Annotated in this window: 13 protein-coding genes; 12 read left to right on the top strand and 1 reads right to left on the bottom strand. The window is 51.4% G+C overall.

From position 1 onward, the window contains the following. Positions 1–58 precede the first annotated feature (58 nt). Positions 59–883, bottom strand: coding sequence for a hydroxyacylglutathione hydrolase (gene gloB, locus CEJ42_RS12765; RefSeq protein WP_243397856.1), 825 nt, complete (start codon positions 881–883; stop codon positions 59–61). Between the two features lie 35 nt (positions 884–918). Here gloB and CEJ42_RS12760 point away from each other — a divergent pair, with 35 nt between their 5' ends. The 12 genes from CEJ42_RS12760 (at position 919) to CEJ42_RS12725 (ending at position 16000) form a co-directional block, all read left to right on the top strand. Beyond that, complete coding sequence (locus tag CEJ42_RS12760; RefSeq protein ID WP_079218779.1) at positions 919–1686, top strand: class I SAM-dependent methyltransferase; 768 nt, start codon at positions 919–921, stop codon at positions 1684–1686. An 89-nt stretch (positions 1687–1775) separates the two neighbouring features. Then, the gene (rnhA, locus tag CEJ42_RS12755) at positions 1776–2210 is read left to right on the top strand and encodes a ribonuclease HI (protein WP_079219362.1); all 435 of its coding nucleotides are present in this window, start codon (positions 1776–1778) and stop codon (positions 2208–2210) included. A gap of 285 nt (positions 2211–2495) precedes the next feature. Continuing rightward, positions 2496–3050 (top strand): winged helix-turn-helix transcriptional regulator, encoded by a 555-nt coding sequence (locus CEJ42_RS25430; RefSeq protein ID WP_129587723.1) that lies wholly within the window; start codon positions 2496–2498, stop codon positions 3048–3050. A 219-nt stretch (positions 3051–3269) separates the two neighbouring features. Next, positions 3270–4310, top strand: a complete 1041-nt coding sequence (locus CEJ42_RS24555; protein WP_129587722.1) for a hypothetical protein — start codon at positions 3270–3272, stop codon at positions 4308–4310. A gap of 543 nt (positions 4311–4853) precedes the next feature. Further along, entirely contained in the window at positions 4854–6173 is a 1320-nt protein-coding gene (locus CEJ42_RS12750; protein WP_165774429.1) for a metallophosphoesterase family protein, read from the top strand. A gap of 1 nt (position 6174) precedes the next feature. Continuing rightward, positions 6175–7209, top strand: coding sequence for a GTPase-associated system all-helical protein GASH (locus CEJ42_RS12745; RefSeq protein WP_088751316.1), 1035 nt, complete (start codon positions 6175–6177; stop codon positions 7207–7209). Positions 7210–7262: 53 nt separating this feature from the next. After that, complete coding sequence (locus tag CEJ42_RS12740; protein ID WP_207760421.1) at positions 7263–8255, top strand: TRAFAC clade GTPase domain-containing protein; 993 nt, start codon at positions 7263–7265, stop codon at positions 8253–8255. After that, positions 8252–9100 (top strand): TRAFAC clade GTPase domain-containing protein, encoded by an 849-nt coding sequence (locus tag CEJ42_RS12735; RefSeq protein ID WP_088751314.1) that lies wholly within the window; start codon positions 8252–8254, stop codon positions 9098–9100. Before CEJ42_RS12740 ends, CEJ42_RS12735 begins: the two co-directional genes overlap by 4 nt. A 16-nt stretch (positions 9101–9116) precedes the next feature. After that, positions 9117–11741, top strand: a complete 2625-nt coding sequence (locus CEJ42_RS24550) for a GAP1-N1 domain-containing protein (RefSeq protein WP_129587721.1) — start codon at positions 9117–9119, stop codon at positions 11739–11741. A gap of 622 nt (positions 11742–12363) precedes the next feature. Continuing rightward, positions 12364–12873, top strand: a complete 510-nt coding sequence (locus tag CEJ42_RS24545; RefSeq protein WP_129587720.1) for a hypothetical protein — start codon at positions 12364–12366, stop codon at positions 12871–12873. A gap of 431 nt (positions 12874–13304) precedes the next feature. Beyond that, a complete protein-coding gene (locus CEJ42_RS12730) occupies positions 13305–14912 on the top strand; it encodes an ATP-dependent nuclease (protein WP_088751313.1) in 1608 nt (535 codons plus the stop codon). Further along, positions 14909–16000: a UvrD-helicase domain-containing protein gene (locus CEJ42_RS12725; protein WP_088751312.1), complete on the top strand. Its 1092-nt coding sequence runs from the start codon at positions 14909–14911 to the stop codon at positions 15998–16000. The genes CEJ42_RS12730 and CEJ42_RS12725 overlap by 4 nt, the downstream gene beginning before the upstream one ends. Positions 16001–16113 lie beyond the last annotated feature (113 nt).

Here is a 16113-nt window from a genome sequence, read left to right as displayed (position 1 = left end):
ACAAAGCCAAGTCCTTGATTTGGCTGGATTTTGCGCCTAAGTCGGCGCGATCTTCGCGCTATTTGTAGGTATTTTTCCATTCGCGCAGCGCCGCGAAGCTGGCAACTTCGTCGAACTCCTTCAAACGGCCGGCGTTTTGCAGCGATCTCACGATTTCGGTTTCGCCGGCGCGCAGGAAGGGGTTGGTGCCGCGCTCCAGGGCGATGGTCGAGGGCACGGTGGGCTCGCCGCGCTCGCGCTTGGCCTGTTCGGCCTTTATCCGGGCTACAAGATCGGCATTGCCGGGCTCGACGGCCGCGGCGAACTTCAGGTTCGACAAGGTGTACTCATGCGCGCAATACACGCGCGTGGCGCCGGGCAGGCTTGCCAGTCTGGCAAGCGAGGCCAGCATCTGCGACGGCGTGCCTTCGAAGATGCGCCCGCAGCCGCCGGCGAACAGCGTGTCGCCGCAAAAGAGCAGCCCCGCGGCCGGCGCGTGATAGGCGATATGGCCCAGGGTATGCCCCGGCACCTCGATCACGTCCAGCTCCAGCGCCAGTTGCGGCACGCTGACCTTGTCGTCTTGTCCAAGCGCGACCGTCATGCCGGCGATCCTGTCGCGTTCGCGCGCCGGGCCGTAGACCGGGATCGCGGGGAATTCCGCGCTTCTGGCGCGCCCGGCCAGCTCGACCACACCGCCGACATGGTCAGCATGGTGATGAGTCAGTAAAATAGCGCTCAGCGTCAGGCCCTTGGCCTGCAATGCGGCCAGCACCGGTCCGGCGTCGCCCGGGTCGACCACGGCGGCATGGCGGCCGTTGTGAATCAGCCAGAGATAATTGTCGTTGAAGGCCGGCACGGCCACGACGTCCAGTGAAGTTTTTCGATCCGGGTTGGCTGGCATGGCTGGCTGTTCGGTCATGGGGCACGAAAGAATAGATGGTTGAAACTCCGGAAATTATAGACCTCGCCGCCTGGTTGCAGACACCGACCGGCGCTTACCTGCGGGCATGGGAGCAGCGCCACCTCAACGCGCTGACGGCCGACATCTTCGGTTTCAACGCCGTGCAGATCGGTTCGCCCCAGATCCACGCGCTGGCCGCCAACCGCATGCCCTACCGCTGGCTGACCGACAACGCGATGCCGGCCGAGAGCCAGTCCGAGCTGGAGATCCCGCAGGTGGTCACGCACGATTTCTGCGAGCTGCCGTTCGCCTCGCAAAGCCTGGACCTGGTGGTCCTGCCGCACGTGCTGGAGTTCGCCGCCGAGCCGCACCAGGTGCTGCGCGAGGTCGAGCGCGTGCTGATCCCGGAAGGGCAGGTCATCATTTGCGGCTTCAATCCCAGCAGCCTGTGGGGCATGCGCCAGGCCGCCGGTCGCCTGACCGGGGCGCATTTCCTGCCGCGCGACGGCGAGTTCATCCGCCTGCCGCGCTTGAAGGACTGGCTCAAGCTGCTCAACATGGAAGTCAATCGCGGCCACTTCGGCTGCTACGCGCCGCCCTGCCAGACCGAGCAATGGCTGGGCCGCTTCAGCTTCATGGAAAAGGCCGGCGACCGCTGGTGGCCGTACTTCGGCGCGGTCTACATCGTGCAGGCGATCAAGCGCGTGCCCGGCATGCGCCTGATCGGCCCGGCCCTGTCCAAACAGAAGGTCAAGGCGCCGCGCGGCGTGCCGGCCACCAACCGCATCCACAAGTCGAAATGAACCGCCGCGGCCGGATCGGGTATGATCGCGGCCCCGGCCATGCCGGCAGCAGCCGGCGGATTCCGGCATCGAGCAAGAGATAAATGAGCATGGACAAAGTAGAGATTTTTTCGGATGGCGCCTGCAAGGGCAATCCCGGCCGCGGCGGCTGGGGCGCTTTGCTGGTGGCCGGCGGCCAGGAGAAGGAAATCTTCGGCGGCGAGCCCAACACCACCAACAACCGCATGGAGCTGATGGCGGTGATCCAGGCCCTGAACGCCTTGAAGCGCCCCTGCGACGTCATCGTCCACACCGACAGCCAGTACGTGCAAAAAGGCATCAGCGAGTGGATCCACGGCTGGAAGGCGCGCGGCTGGAAGACCGCCAGCAAGGAGCCGGTCAAGAACGCCGACCTGTGGCAGGCGCTGGACGCCGCGCAGCAGCAGCACACCGTCGAATGGCGCTGGGTGCGCGGCCACAACGGCCACGCCGGCAACGAGCGCGCCGACCAGCTGGCCAACCGCGGCGTGGACAGCATCAAGTAATCAGGAGCGAACAACCCCATGCGCCAGATCCAATCGTTCTATATAGGTAGGAGGACTGTAAACGTAAGGGGATGAGTAGATTTTTAATCCGTGTAACATATCTAGAAGCTTGGGAAATGCAGGTTTTACGAAGTATTTTGTAAACCCTGGCTATATTTCTCGCCTGGCTGTTTACACTTTGCTGAGTTGTATCGAAAACTGACCCACTTTCCCCGGAAATTTGCGTCCTAAGTTACCCCAAGTTTAGACCACAATCCTGCTCATGTTAGTGAACGGGAGAACGGAGTGATAGACGTGGCCCTACTTGGAATTATTCGACGCTGGTACATCCGCGATCACATCTCAATCCGGGAAATCTCCCGCCGGCTGGACATCTCTCGAAACACGGTTCGTCGCTATATCCGACCCGGAGTCATCGAGCCATCCTACCCCTCGAGGCAATCATCCAGCGCCCTGGATGAATTCGCGCCTCGAGTTTCAGCCTGGCTCAGCGCTGAGGCAGTCAAATCGCGCAAGCAGAGACGAACCCAGAAACAGATGTTCCTGGACTTAAGGGAGCTGGGATATGAAGGGGCTTATGACCGCGTGGCAGCCTTCTGGAGGCAATGGAGGGTGGGTCAAATGGAGAGGAGCAATTCTGCGCGCAAATCAACATACACCACTTCTCGATGTAGTTTTGCTAGACCTCAGAAGATAATTCTCGTCGCGCTGCACTCTCCTTTGATCGAAACATGTCGACGACAGTCGCAGCCTCTGCTTGGTTCGGAGAGAGCAAAGCCAGACCCGGTCCCAGACACCGTCCCAGTCCTTTCGTTCCAGCGGCTCCAGAGTCCAATCTAGAAAAACAATGTCTTCGAGCGGCTGCCTACCCTGAGGTTAAATTGCGGGCTTGCTTTTGTGATTACTCAGGAAGCTGATTGCCGGTCGGCGCCGGCTGTCGATTTTTTGGTGGTGCATTGCCTATTATGGATTTAGTCGAGCAATAATTACGCAATGGTCGGTGCTCGTCGAGAGTGCCGCCTACTGGGGATGCTACGGAAGTTATGCAACGAATAAAAAATGATAGAGAAAATTCCTGCAACATCTGAAAGAAATACAGAGGGCAAAGAGAGAGCGTTTTTCGTCCCGAATTGGGGAATGCTATTCGGTATGTTCGTCACGATCTCCACGGTCTTGCTATGGACAGCTGGTTATTGCTATACGGCGGGCTATTGGGGAGCCGCGCGTCTGCCCCAGTCATTCATCAACAGAAGCTTCCAGGAAATACTTATATATGGCACGGTGCCCGAATGGAACTGGTTAGGGCTGATCATAATGTCTGGCGGATACTGTGTACTCTTCCTCGTCTTTTCGTTTCGAATTGAACTGCCAGGCTCCCTGAAAAAGGCGGAGAGAGCGTTACCAAAGCGCAGTCGATTCTCCATCGATCCTGAGGCTATTAGGATATCTTTTGCATTCGGCGTAATTTGTGCACTGACACTAATCTGCATTTTTGTCATGAGAGTGTGGTGGATGCCAAATGCTTGGCAAGAAGGTCGAGCTCAGTTCTTGAGCGATCTTTGTGATGAAAAGATTCGGACGGAAAGTAAAGAGCCGGCTCCCGCAACCATTTCTCTCGGGGCGGATGATGTGATCCGAGGTCGAATTCTTCACCATGCTGAGAAGTATGTCGTCTTGCTCGATGAAAAGGCCGTCTATATTGTCTCCAATGCAGAAAACTTGAGACTGCTAGGAAAAATCGCAGCACCGTCTTTAGACTGCAAAGCTCAATTCCCGGAAAAATACAAACTTAAGGGGAAGGAGCAAGACGTGGCTTTGGCGGGAGCTGAAAAGGCTCGTAAAACCAGAGCCTCTTGGGCAATGTTTCTGGCAATGATCGCGATATGTGCGTTTTCTTGCGCGGTCTCTTGTTGGGCTCGGGTTTACTCTCTAAATGCACATAATTTCAGACTGCCAGAAGGTAAGGCTAGTGAGCGAAGTAGACGGATCTTTCAGTTTGCACAGACTGTCATCGTTCAAAATGATCTGAATCGATATGCAGCGATAAGTATGTGTGTAGCTCTAGCTGGAACTATATTTTCGGCAATACTCCTCTCATGAAGAATTCGTATCAACGGCGATTTTCTGAGTTTATTACAGGATATAGATATGCCCTTCGCATAACGTATTAGCGCAGACCTAGGCATTGAATGGTAGTTGAACGCCTAGGAGCAGCAACATCCACGAGCAAAGCGTCGGTCTCCTATAAAGAGGCTGGCGCTTCTTTATTTTGGGAGGTTATTGCGACGCCAGGCAGTGGAGTTGTACTTCAATCGTTTGCAGACGCTTGGACGTCAATCCTCGTCTTGCCAGTGTATCTGGCTAGTGAAGGCGGGAGGAGCATCCGGGCTGCCAATTAAAGACGGCCTTGAGCAACGAGCCAATGGAAGCCATTAGCAGCACTAACTAATATAGAAAAAGTTTCTTTATGGGAATGCTCGGTCGATTCAAATTTGTCTGTAGAGCTTATTTTTTTGTTTGCACCTATACTTAACTTACTGTCAAATCGCTGACAAAAGTAGTTTGGGCTAGCATAGATGGAAGGGGCTTTCATCTGGGTTACGGCTGCGAGCGCTATTTAGAATAAATAAAAAGGGGGGTAACTTGGCGGCGGTATTTGTACATCTGTCTGATATCCATTTCGGGCAAGAGAAAGAGCCAGGGCAATTGATCATCAATAAAGATGCTCGTGACCGTCTAATAGACGACGCTGCTAGTGTCGTCCGCCGTTCAGTGAAGGGAAAAGCTTCCGGGATTATCGTCACCGGTGATATTGCCTATGCGGGACAGAAGCATGAGTACCAGGCGGCAGGCGAATGGTTAGACCGGCTTGCTGAGAAGGTGGGGTGTGAACCCTCCGATTTGCAAATGGTCCCTGGAAATCACGATGTTGACCGGAGCAGATTTCGCGGTGCTACCGAACTAATGCTCAATTCCATCCGCGAAGGTGGCGAACCGAAGCTAAACAGTTTTCTGGCCGAAGAAGTTGATCGCGAAGTTCTCTATCATCGTTTTGAGGCTTATCGAGAATTCGCTGACGCATATCATTGCCCGCTGAATTGCGAAGGAGTGAGTACGGCGGAACGTTTAGTGGAACTAGCAAAAGGACGATCTATCCGCTTCGTGCGGATTAATTCAGCACTTACCTGCTTGAAATCGTCTAGGGACGATCTAGGGAAATTGCTGCTGGGCGCGGGGCAGCGAGTTATGAAGGCTACGCCGGGCGAAGAGCTAATTGTTTTAACTCATCACCCACTTAGTTGGCTCGCTGACTCCGAAGAGATGAAACGCTACTTGCGCGGGCGCGCTCGCGTTTTGATATCTGGTCACGAACACCTAGCGTCAGTGGAGTGTGAAGAAGTCGAAGAGGGAACTCATTTAGTGTCACTCGCTGCCGGCGCTACTACACCAGATCAGATAGACAGCGTCTATACATATTCATACAACGTCATCGAATTCGATTGGGATGAGGGACAGGATGCTTTGACTTTGGCGGTAGAAACACGAGTCTGGAACAATGAACTGAAACGTTTCGATTCGAACGCTGGTGGGGCGGAGAAATTGACACTTGGCTCTCCTAATTTCCGTGCAGGGCCTAGGCCTCAGAAGGCTCCATTGGGTGATTTAGGAGATAAATCAGAGGTGGCAAAAGTTGAGATTCGTCTGCCAGAGATGACTGCCGTGCTTCCAAGGATGGTGGACATATCTGAGCGCCAAAATCTACATTTGCATTTCTTCCGGGATCTAGGGGCAGAGGCTCGCCTAAACGTCTTCCATGAAATCGGTACTTTACCTCCGGGATTTAAAGGAGCTCTTAACCATGCCACGGCAAGTGACCTGTTCAACAGCTCAATTGTCGAAAAAGGATTCGAGAACGTACGGGCGGCGATTACAGCAGAATTGATGAGACAAAAAAAGGGATGAGATGAGCAACATTGCAGAGTATGCGCTGATTTTCCAAACCACCACCTCGGACGAATGGGTTGAAAAGAGAATTAGCGCTATCGCCGATATAAAGAGATGGCTGGAAGCAATGAGTCGAACAGACGTGATTACCTGCGCTTCAGCAATCGCAACTTCAATCGGTGCGAATCAGGCGCTTCCTCCGGTTTATGGTATCGCAGTAGAGAACATCATTAGGGAACACGCCAAATCATTCGTACGATCGGAAAATAGCGGCGAGTTGGAGATCACCGTGTTGGTCTCTGCCGCAGCAGAAGATCTGATCGAAGAGGCTTTGTCGGATAACGGGTGGAAGACCGTTGACGCTTTGGCTGCTGCGTTGTGGTCAGCCCTCGGAGCGCAACAGTCGTTGAGCGTTCCGAAGTTGGAAAAGCTCAGACAGAACTTAATGAGTGCAAGTCGTAGCCGTGTTCTCGAAACTGGAGAACGGTCGCGCACGCGACGTCCCATACCTCCGATCGGTTCAGTGAATATTAATCAAGATTCCAGTGCTGGTTCTAGGGTGAATCAGGCCTTTTCTCGTGCGGTCGAGCCAATGGTCAACGCTATGCAAGAGAATGCCGCGCTTGATCGTGAAGAATTAGATTTCTTATGGTGGCTAATGTCTGATCGTAGTGAAATTCTTGATGAGCCAATGGCGTCACTGAATAATACTGTGCGAGCCGTTACCGCGGGACTGGAATCCGCAGCAAAGTTGAGAAAATTGCCCGCAGAAGCACATCGCAACATTGTCCTGAGAAATGTGGAAGAAGGCGAGCCGCTATCAATAGTTGAGCTACTGGAAGTAGCTGGAGAACACAGACAGAAGTGGTCAAAAAGTTTAGGGACTATATTAGATGGGGCACCGGCCGTTTTCCCTCTTTTTGCTGCAATAGTTGGTGAGGAAGACAAGGGCATACTGTCGGCCGTTAAATTGAGCCCCTATGAGTGGGGGCAACGCGCCTTACTGGAGGGGGCTATTCACCATATTCACGCGCACACGAATGGTGGTCTATGACCAGCCAGATATGCGCAGCACCCGAGTGCACATTTGCCCAAACAGGGAAGTGCATGAATGACTATGCTCCGGATGAATGCCCAGATCGCCACCAACCATTGGTGGCGCTAGTCGGCGATTCTGGGGCCTACCGGGGGGACGCGCCAGGAGTTTTGGCAGGCAACGAGAGCTTGTCCGCAGACAGCTCTCTTGGTGATGCTGTTCTTCCATCGCCGGAGGAAAAGCCAAAGCTGCCTCGAAGCGGAACTCTAGGTTTGGCTGACGCTGATGAGCTCATGAGAAATCGTCAGGTAAATCTAATTGGAATTGTCGGTTTTCCAAATGCAGGAAAGACCGCGTGTCTTGCTAGCCTTTATCTATTACTGGCCCATCGATTACTTCATGGTTTTTCGTTCTTGGGCAGTAAGACTTTAATGGCATTCGAGGAAATATCACGAGGGGTACGGCGGTGGAATGCTGGAAATCCGCCTACTCAGATGACTTCTCATACCAATTTAGCCGATGACCGGTTGGCTGGATTTCTTCATCTTCGGCTAAAGCGAGAGTCTGATGGCGGTAAATTTGATTTTTTATTTCCTGACTTGCCAGGTGAGTGGACTCGCAGCCTTCAGGCCATGGGAGAGGCCAAAAGATTTGAATTTCTACGTGCAGCGGATGTGATTTGGTTAATGGCCAATGGTGGAGAATTCCTAGATGAGAAGCTGCGTGCTGGAGCTTTATACAGAGTCACTATCTTGATCGAAAGGCTTGCTGCAATTTTCCCGGCATCTCCACCACGGATCATCTTCGTTGCGACTTGGCACGATCTTGGTGCTTTTCCCGAGGATGCGTACTCCAAAATGGAAGAATGCGGAAAAAAGCACGGGTTTAATATTGAGTTTTTCCCGATTGCTTCTTTTTCAGATGGTGATACTAAGCCAGGCTACGGGTTATCGGAGTTAATCGAGAGTTCCGTTGCTACGTCTGTTAAACGCGTTCCTTTCTGGCCGAATCTACAATCCGAACGTCCGAAGAGGTCATTTCTTAGCTTTGGCAGAGACGTATGAAGCACAAATCGATAATTCTAGTGGGTGGTCCCGAAACCGGAAAGAGCAACTACGTGGCGAGACTCTGGTGCTCTTTGAAAGCGGGGCGGGGTATGCTTCAGCGAGCCGGCCTACCCGAGAACTTGGAATACATTGACAGCATTTGTGAGCATTTATTTCAAGGGAAATTTATCGGCCGTACCGATACGAATTTAGCTCGCCAGGATTTTCGCGTACCTCTTAAATTAGGTGCTGACTCCGAGCCGACCACACTTTTGGTTCCAGACTTTACGGGGGAATTGTGGCGAGACGCCATTAAACACTCGGAAATTGCCGCCGAGTGGTTGGAACAGCTAGAAACGGCAAATGGAGCCTTGCTGTTCGTGCGCGTTCACTCTCCTCGCAATGTGCAACCTTTAGACTGGGTTACGTCTCGTGATTTACTGAAGAAAATAGGGCAGGGCAATGAAGACATTGAGCTTCCTACTCAAGTCGTTTTATGTGAACTCTTATCTTTGCTTCAAGCACGGTTATCTCGACGCGCTGATGGTGGCCGACCTCGAGTTGCTGTAATAGTGACCGCGTGGGATCGTTTGAATCCGGAAGAGCAGAATGCCGGACCAGAGGTATTCTTAAGTGAACAATTTCCCCTATTCTTTGGAGCGCTCCATGATGCGGATAAAGTCGACATACGGACGTATGGAGTCACGATTGTCGGTGGTGACCTTGACAATGATCCGGTGTTTCGACAGGAGAATAGGAAAAAATCAATTGAAGATTGTGGCTGGGTCTCGTTGAATCGCGAGGGTATAGTCTCGGTCGATGCGGATATTACGATTCCGGTTGCATGGGCAATTGGGGATTGAGCAGCTTATGATTTTTATGGATCAACAATTACATGGCTATCGAAATGGCCATCAACTTCTTTCAGCGACGACGACTCTCTCCAGAGGTGATCAAGACGTAATCGATCGGCTTTCCGACGTCGCAGGTCCGTTGCGCCCAGGGGAGATGTTTGAGCCATATATCACCTGTTACCCCGTTCCCTCCGCCACTTATTATGTCGTGGCTCGCACCTGGCAAGACCTGAGCGCTCCTCGCGCTGGATGTGTACGCACTCGTAGCCAGTTGATTCCGATGGAAGACTGGCGTCGGGGTGTTGATCTTTTTGCGATTCTTGATCAGTTATCGAAAGATGGTCCTATTGAGAGTGCTGCAAAGAGAAAGATTTATGTCACCGGAGATTTTCTCGACCCGATTCCATTTGCAGAGAATATCGAGCTTGTTGAGGCGATTTTTCTTGAGGAGCGCAAGCCGATAGTCGTTTTTGACGCCCAAAATGCCGAGCTGCTTGCCATGCGTCTGCTGACGTCTTTCTGGCCTTCGTTCCGACAATCTTTCGCACTTTCTACTTATGCACTGTCACCTAGGCTTCTTGGTCGACGATTTTTTGACTTAGTATTTTGTCCAGGTGATGCAAGATCGCGCTTCAGCGACTGGGCCGGACGGCGGATTGATGCTAGGAAACAAGCATCTTCTCGTCATCGCTGGTCTCAAGAAATAGCGACGCGGATTTTTTCAGATGTGCGTCCGTCGTTGCTACGCGAAGACGTCCTCGGTGAGTTGACATCCGAAAAGGGCGGGACAGAGGCCGAATTACGAATTTCGCTATTGTGGAACGAACTCTACGGGAAGCTGCAGTCGTCTCCGAACGCAGTTCTGGGGCTCTTGGATATTGCGAATAGCCGAGCGGTAAGAAACATGGCTGCAATTAAAAAAATTGAGCCGGAAATTGGTTCGGCAGCGCGACGTGCATCAACCATGCTCCCAACGGTGGAGGCATGGCGATTTCTTCTCGCGCTTCTCGCTAAACTGCACGATGTACGTTTGAAATTATCGATAGCAAAGTCTATCCGTGCGGCGGCGATCGACCTTGCAGACCGAGCACCAGCAGAGGCGTTAGCCAACGTCCATGTATTGTCTTCGGTTAAAGACCAGGAGTTCCTATTAGGAGCGATTGGCGAAGGACTTGCATCCCATTTTGACGCTGACCGTGCTGAAGCGCTCTTGCAATTATCTCCTTCGGATCTCCTCAAGATGCTGATGCTTAGTCCTGCACTTGCTGAGGTATCGCTACATAACTCTCACAAGGTTGTTTCGAAGGTTGCTTCCGCTCTCGAGCGAGCTTCGTCTGCGTCACTTTTTGAGGCAAAACGCCGACTGTTAAGACTATTTGTTGATGATGCCCATTTTGAAGTGGCCAAGATTTTGTTTGCCGAATTGGACGAACTTGAATTGATGGAAGAAGTGCGCCATCTCGACAAAGAGAACGGATTGGCTGCCCATAGTTTTCATGGTGCTTTGGCGACCCGTGCAGAGGAAATCCACGTCGTAAGGGAGTTAAGGAATGTGGTCGCGAGCTTGAGTGATGGGGAAGGCTCCGATTCGCTATTGATTAAACTTTTAAGCCCAATCCAAGCCGATTTGCTTTGGATCCTTCGGTCAAAGGATCTAAAAGATAGTCGGCGCGTGCAGTTTGTGCGCGTCTTGATAAAGAATGCATCGGAGCGTCAATTTAGGACAATGCTTGCTGGACCTGAAGTTGAGTCGGTACTAAGTCTGCTGATGCGTGATCCCAAATTGAATTTGGCGATAATCGATCGGATATTGGAAATTGAGGAATTAAGTGTTGCGGTCTTAGTTCACACCACAAAATCCATATCGAGGCATGTCGACACCAATACAGCGAGGCGGTTCTCTTTACGCGCGTTAGGCGTGCTGCTATCGCGAGAGATGATGGGCCGACGAGAGGCTTTAGCAGCTTTACTTGAAACCGTCGGGTCATCTGTGGACGGTGCCTGGATTTATCGAACTTCGCTGCAACGGGACGTGGGAAGTAAGCTTCTTAGTGAAAATCTCGAGGTATTAGATAGCATCTCTTCAGATACTCGAGAATCTCTGATGGAAAATATTGGAGCTTTCTCTTCCGCTCTATTAGCAAGAGGGAAGATAGATTTCTCTCCTAAGGCTGCAGCAGCGATTGCAAATTTGATGTGGGATTCTGGGATCAAGAATGAAGCTGAGTTGCTCAAAGCATCCACAGCTTTATTGCCCCTGTTGTGGCGCTCACCTGGAAGAGCTGCCTCACCATTGATTTCGGTCGCGTTCCCTGTCGTTTATAGGAATTACAAAGACTCCGAGCTAGGCCCCGATCTTTTCAGCTTATTTTTCTTTGCGGACTGGGATAAGTGCAAAACATTAAGGCGGGAGCTTCTAGTCGCTTTTTCCAATTCTAAGTGGAGTATTGCTGATATAGCTCTTGCCGCTGCACGTTCGGGAGATGTTGATCGCATCGTAAGGCTTATTGGAAGCATGGATGCCGATGGTCGGGTTATAGAGAAGATGCATGAGAGCCTCGAGTTAATTCCAATTCCCTGGAGGACTAAAGTCGCTGGAGCCTTGAAATCCATGGGGAAAGACAAGGATTCGGACGAAGATCTCCTATGAGGGAAATAAGCTACTACCGAAGTAAGGTACTAGTTGGTGGGAAACTAATCTTTAGATTTTTTGCAGAATTGAGCCTCCCATCTGATCAATTTCCCATTGCCATCCCGAGGCATCAACAAAGTCACACGTACGTTGATATCACCGCTTTCCCCAATCCCGGGATATATGCGAGGGACAACGGTTCTATCAATCTGTTGCAGCCACCGGTTGAAACCGCCGCCAGAAGCGGACATCCATAGCGCAAGAAAAACGCCCGCAGGTCGCGGGCGTTTTGCCGTCTGGAGCGCCTGATTACAAGTCCGGCGCAGAATTTAATTAAATCAAATACTTAGCCCATTTTTTGCTCCGCAATTAAAAAGGATAGCCCTTCGCAACGCTTTATTGGGCCTCGCTCTGTAAAGAATTGCGGAGCGGAATTTCCCGTGTGCAAAGCGAGTTAAATTACACAGATGTTACATTGAAGGTCTAAAAACAAGGGGGAGGGAAGATGCAGCCGGATTGGTGGAAATATGTCGTTGATATCGCCCAAATTCTGTCCGCTATGGGGACGTGTGGCGCCGTAGTTGTGGCGTTATGGGTCGCTCTGAGCCCACCCCGTCTACACATGAGCGGGAATGTCGGAATGCGTGTAGTCGTCGGACAAGGTGTCGAGGGAAAGCCAGAATACGTCCATATCAGCGTCACAAACAATGGTGAGCGAGAGTTCGTGATATCGGGCTTGGCGTGGGTTACTCACCGCCGCAGCAAATTAAACGCATACCAGCATGGCGGGGTGCGAGACGACAACGTTCATAGCGACATCATCCCTCACAAGCTTACATTCGGCGCGACTGCATCCTTCTTCCTGCCCGTCACCGGAGAAGGAAATTGGTTTGAAGGTATTGGGACACGCGGCGATGTATGGCTCGATGCGTACTCGCGCCGTGAAAGCCTCACAAAACTGCGACTCTACGTCTACACATCAGTGGGACAGATTCTGAAAATTAAGCCTGAAGACGGATTTTTAGACGAACTGTGGAAGCATATTGCGGCCGCAATAGCCGCAAAGAATTTAGCCCCCGTAGGTGGGCCAGCGGCGGGCCTCCAAGAGCTTGATCTCGATGTGGAGCGCCGATCCGACTGGCCGCATTAAAAATGCCCTCCAAGGTGCTCAAAATACGTCAGATTTGATTTCCGCTGGTCGTGATGTCCGGCTACCTTAGCCATCGTTAATCTACATCGCATCAAATTGATTTGAAAATCCGGCAATTTCAATCTTGCCGCGACAACAAGATAACGATCAATACGATGTCGCACAAACGTAATCAACGGAGCACCGTTTTCGCCTTAAGTATTAGTTAAATTCTCATGTAGAGTGGGAAACTATAGTCAATTTGCTGACGAGAGCATTCGTCAGAAAAGCAATCACAGCTCCTGCAGGGAAACAGGGGGTGACATTCCGTGACGATTCGGGGACATGAGCGGCCGCCAGAATCTTTGGGCTGTTGTCGCGAAGTAGTTCTGCTGTGGTCAATTCTAATAAATACAACTGCCTCTCAGTAACGAGGTCGTGTGGGAAGAGAGATGATTCGAAAAATAAAGATCAAGGGCTACCGTATCCACAGAGATTTGGTGATTGAGCCGAATTCGAAATTCAATCTAATCGTCGGCGCCAACGAGTCCGGTAAATCAACACTTATGGAGGCTGTCGCAATTGCCCTCACTGGCCGGATTAATGGCCGTAGTGTTAGCGAAGAACTAAACCCGCATTGGTTTAATACGTCCGTCGTTAATGAATTCATCAAGAACAGATCCGCAGGCATTGCTGTCTCTTTTCCAGAAATCCTAATCGAACTATCGTTCGAAGATCTTCCCGAATTGCAGGAACTATGCGGGGCAATAAACTCACACGTACCCACAACGGCATGCCCAGGTGTAAGCATGCAGATTTCCCCAAATCCTGACTACGCCAACGAGCTTGAGGAGTGGGCAAAATGCCCGACAGCGCTTCTTCCTGTTGAGTTTTATCGTTGTAATTGGCGTACTTTTGCAGCGGCCGAACTGACGATGAGACCGAAAATTCTTGCCACAGCGCTTATTAACTCACACACCGTTCGCACTTACGCTGGAGTTGACTACCACCTTCGCCAAATTCTTAACGATCAACTGGCACCTCAAGAGCGAGCGCAGATTTCTCTTGAGTATCGGCGCGTAAAGGCATCCATGTCTGATACTGCGCTGAGCGATGTCAACACGAGAATGAGCGCTGTGCACGCAACGTTGCATAATCGCCCAATTGCGCTGGCTATGGATCAAACCTCTAGGACGTCTTGGGACGGCGTTGTGGCACCACACATAGACAATGTCCCCTTTTCAATGGCAGGACAAGGGCAACAATCTGCAATAAAAATATCCTTGGCCATGAGCCGTCACGCTGGGCGCGCGAAATTCGTCATGGTCGAAGAACCTGAAAATCACCTATCACACACTAGCCTTACGACTTTACTATCGCGAATAGAAACGCTCGCAGGAGATCCGCAGCAGCTTTTCATTACTACGCATAGCTCCTTCGTACTCAATCGCCTCGGGCTAAATGCATTGCTGCTAATGGGGACTAACGCTACGACAAGACTCTCAGAGCTCACTCCAGAGACGGTGGATTACTTCAAGAAACTCCCTGGATACGACACTCTCCGCATAGTCCTCGCAAAGAAAATTGTACTAGTCGAAGGGCCATCCGACGAGCTAATTTTCGAAAGGGTCTTCTACGATCTATATCGAAAACGCCCTATGGAAATCGGCATTGACGTCTTGAGTATGCGAGGTCTTTCACTTGCACGAGGCCTAGAACTTTGTAAGGCATTAAATAAGCCTATTACGGCTCTTCGCGACAATGATGGCGTAGATCCTGCAGAACTCCGAACGTCCTTGGATGAATGGCTCAAAAAAGGTGAGCGAGAACTCTTTATTGGCGAAGTCGCACACGGGGCAACACTTGAGCCGCAGCTAATTCATCACAATGGAGAAACAGCATTGCGCGAGATGCTAGACATTGCCCCTCACGCCGATCTTCTTAAGTGGATGACCAGAGAAAAGACCGAAGCGGCCCTCAGGATTAGCACGACTGAAAAAGAAGTTATTCCACCAGCGTATATGCTGGAGGCAGCCAAGTTCGTCCACGATTGCCCATGACGAATCATCTGACGTTGGCAGTAGCAGGTTCTCGCAAAACGCAAGGCATCGTGGATCACTGCGGGTTATTGCCGCAGGAGCGGCGCGTGCTCGTTCTGACCTATACGCAGGCAAATCAGATCGAACTGACCACACGATTGAAGAAGCATGCTGGAGATCACCATCATGTTGAGGTGATGGGGTGGTTCACGTTCTTACTCAGACATTTCGCGCGGCCTTTTATACCGTTTAAATTTGCTGGCCAGCGTGTCCACGGCTTTAACTTTGATGGCAGACCACATCGCATGGCTAAGGGCAGTCGACGCTTCCTGGATCCGAATGGAGCAGTATATGCATGCGAACTGGGGCGTTTGGCCCATGAGTTAGTTAGTGAGAGCAAAGGGGCTCTGCTTAGAAGACTTGAATGTATTTATGATGAAATTCTTATCGACGAGGTTCAAGATCTCAGCGCTCATGACTGGGAAATTATCGATGCTCTTTTGCGTTCATCGATCAACATTCGTATGGTCGGCGACATCCGGCAGTCTGTGTTGGCCACGAACCCGCGTAGCACAAAGAATTCAAAATATTCGTATGCCGGCGCAGTTAAATGGGCACGCGAACGCCAGGCGATGGGGTTGCTGAACATCGAAGAAAGTGTCGTAACTTGGCGATGCCATCCTTTGATTGCCAATTTCTCTGACGGCATCTTTGATCCCTCTTGGGCTTTCCCGAATACACGATCGGAAAACCACTCGATTACAGACCATGACGGTGTGTTTCTAGTGTCACCGCAGCACGTATCGGAATATGTGGATACTTTCCAACCTCAGTGCCTTCGACACAGCGTCAGTGCTGGAAAGGATTTCGATCTCGATTATCTAAATTTCAAAATCTCAAAGGGCATGACTTACGAACGAGTCCTTATAGTTCCTACCGGACCGATAGAGAAATTCATCACATCTAACGTTTTCCTAGAGCCGACTTCCGCATCCAGCTTCTACGTTGCCGTGACTCGCGCTAAACAAAGTGTAGCGATCATTATGGATAAGGCGGGCTTATCTCCGCTTCCTTTTTGGAAGCCCAAAATAAGATTATGTGAGTCATGATTCTGGAGCCTCTGCACGTGAAAATATGTCGGCTAGAATCAGGGCAATAGAAAAGCTTGCGCTACGCCTGAAATAAGTCTGCAACCGGCCAGAAGCGGACAACCGTGCTGTTG

The organism is Herbaspirillum robiniae, from assembly GCF_002213415.1.
GTDB classification, from domain to species: Bacteria; Pseudomonadota; Gammaproteobacteria; order Burkholderiales; family Burkholderiaceae_D; genus Herbaspirillum; species Herbaspirillum robiniae.
Note: the sequence above shows the minus strand (reverse complement) of the source record. Positions and strands in the feature narration are given on the sequence as shown.

What these genes read in the sequence shown, in the direction of transcription:
- rnhA (WP_079219362.1), top strand. Translation starts at nt 1,776, where the DNA reads ATGGACAAAGTAGAGATTTTTTCGGATGGCGCCTGCAAGGGCAATCCC.
- gloB (WP_243397856.1), bottom strand. Translation starts at nt 883, where the DNA reads ATGCCAGCCAACCCGGATCGAAAAACTTCACTGGACGTCGTGGCCGTG.
- CEJ42_RS24545 (WP_129587720.1), top strand. Translation starts at nt 12,364, where the DNA reads ATGCGTGTAGTCGTCGGACAAGGTGTCGAGGGAAAGCCAGAATACGTC.
- CEJ42_RS12730 (WP_088751313.1), top strand. Translation starts at nt 13,305, where the DNA reads ATGATTCGAAAAATAAAGATCAAGGGCTACCGTATCCACAGAGATTTG.
- CEJ42_RS12735 (WP_088751314.1), top strand. Translation starts at nt 8,252, where the DNA reads ATGAAGCACAAATCGATAATTCTAGTGGGTGGTCCCGAAACCGGAAAG.
- CEJ42_RS12725 (WP_088751312.1), top strand. Translation starts at nt 14,909, where the DNA reads ATGACGAATCATCTGACGTTGGCAGTAGCAGGTTCTCGCAAAACGCAA.
- CEJ42_RS24550 (WP_129587721.1), top strand. Translation starts at nt 9,117, where the DNA reads ATGGATCAACAATTACATGGCTATCGAAATGGCCATCAACTTCTTTCA.
- CEJ42_RS24555 (WP_129587722.1), top strand. Translation starts at nt 3,270, where the DNA reads ATGATAGAGAAAATTCCTGCAACATCTGAAAGAAATACAGAGGGCAAA.
- CEJ42_RS12745 (WP_088751316.1), top strand. Translation starts at nt 6,175, where the DNA reads ATGAGCAACATTGCAGAGTATGCGCTGATTTTCCAAACCACCACCTCG.
- CEJ42_RS12740 (WP_207760421.1), top strand. Translation starts at nt 7,263, where the DNA reads ATGAATGACTATGCTCCGGATGAATGCCCAGATCGCCACCAACCATTG.
- CEJ42_RS12760 (WP_079218779.1), top strand. Translation starts at nt 919, where the DNA reads ATGGTTGAAACTCCGGAAATTATAGACCTCGCCGCCTGGTTGCAGACA.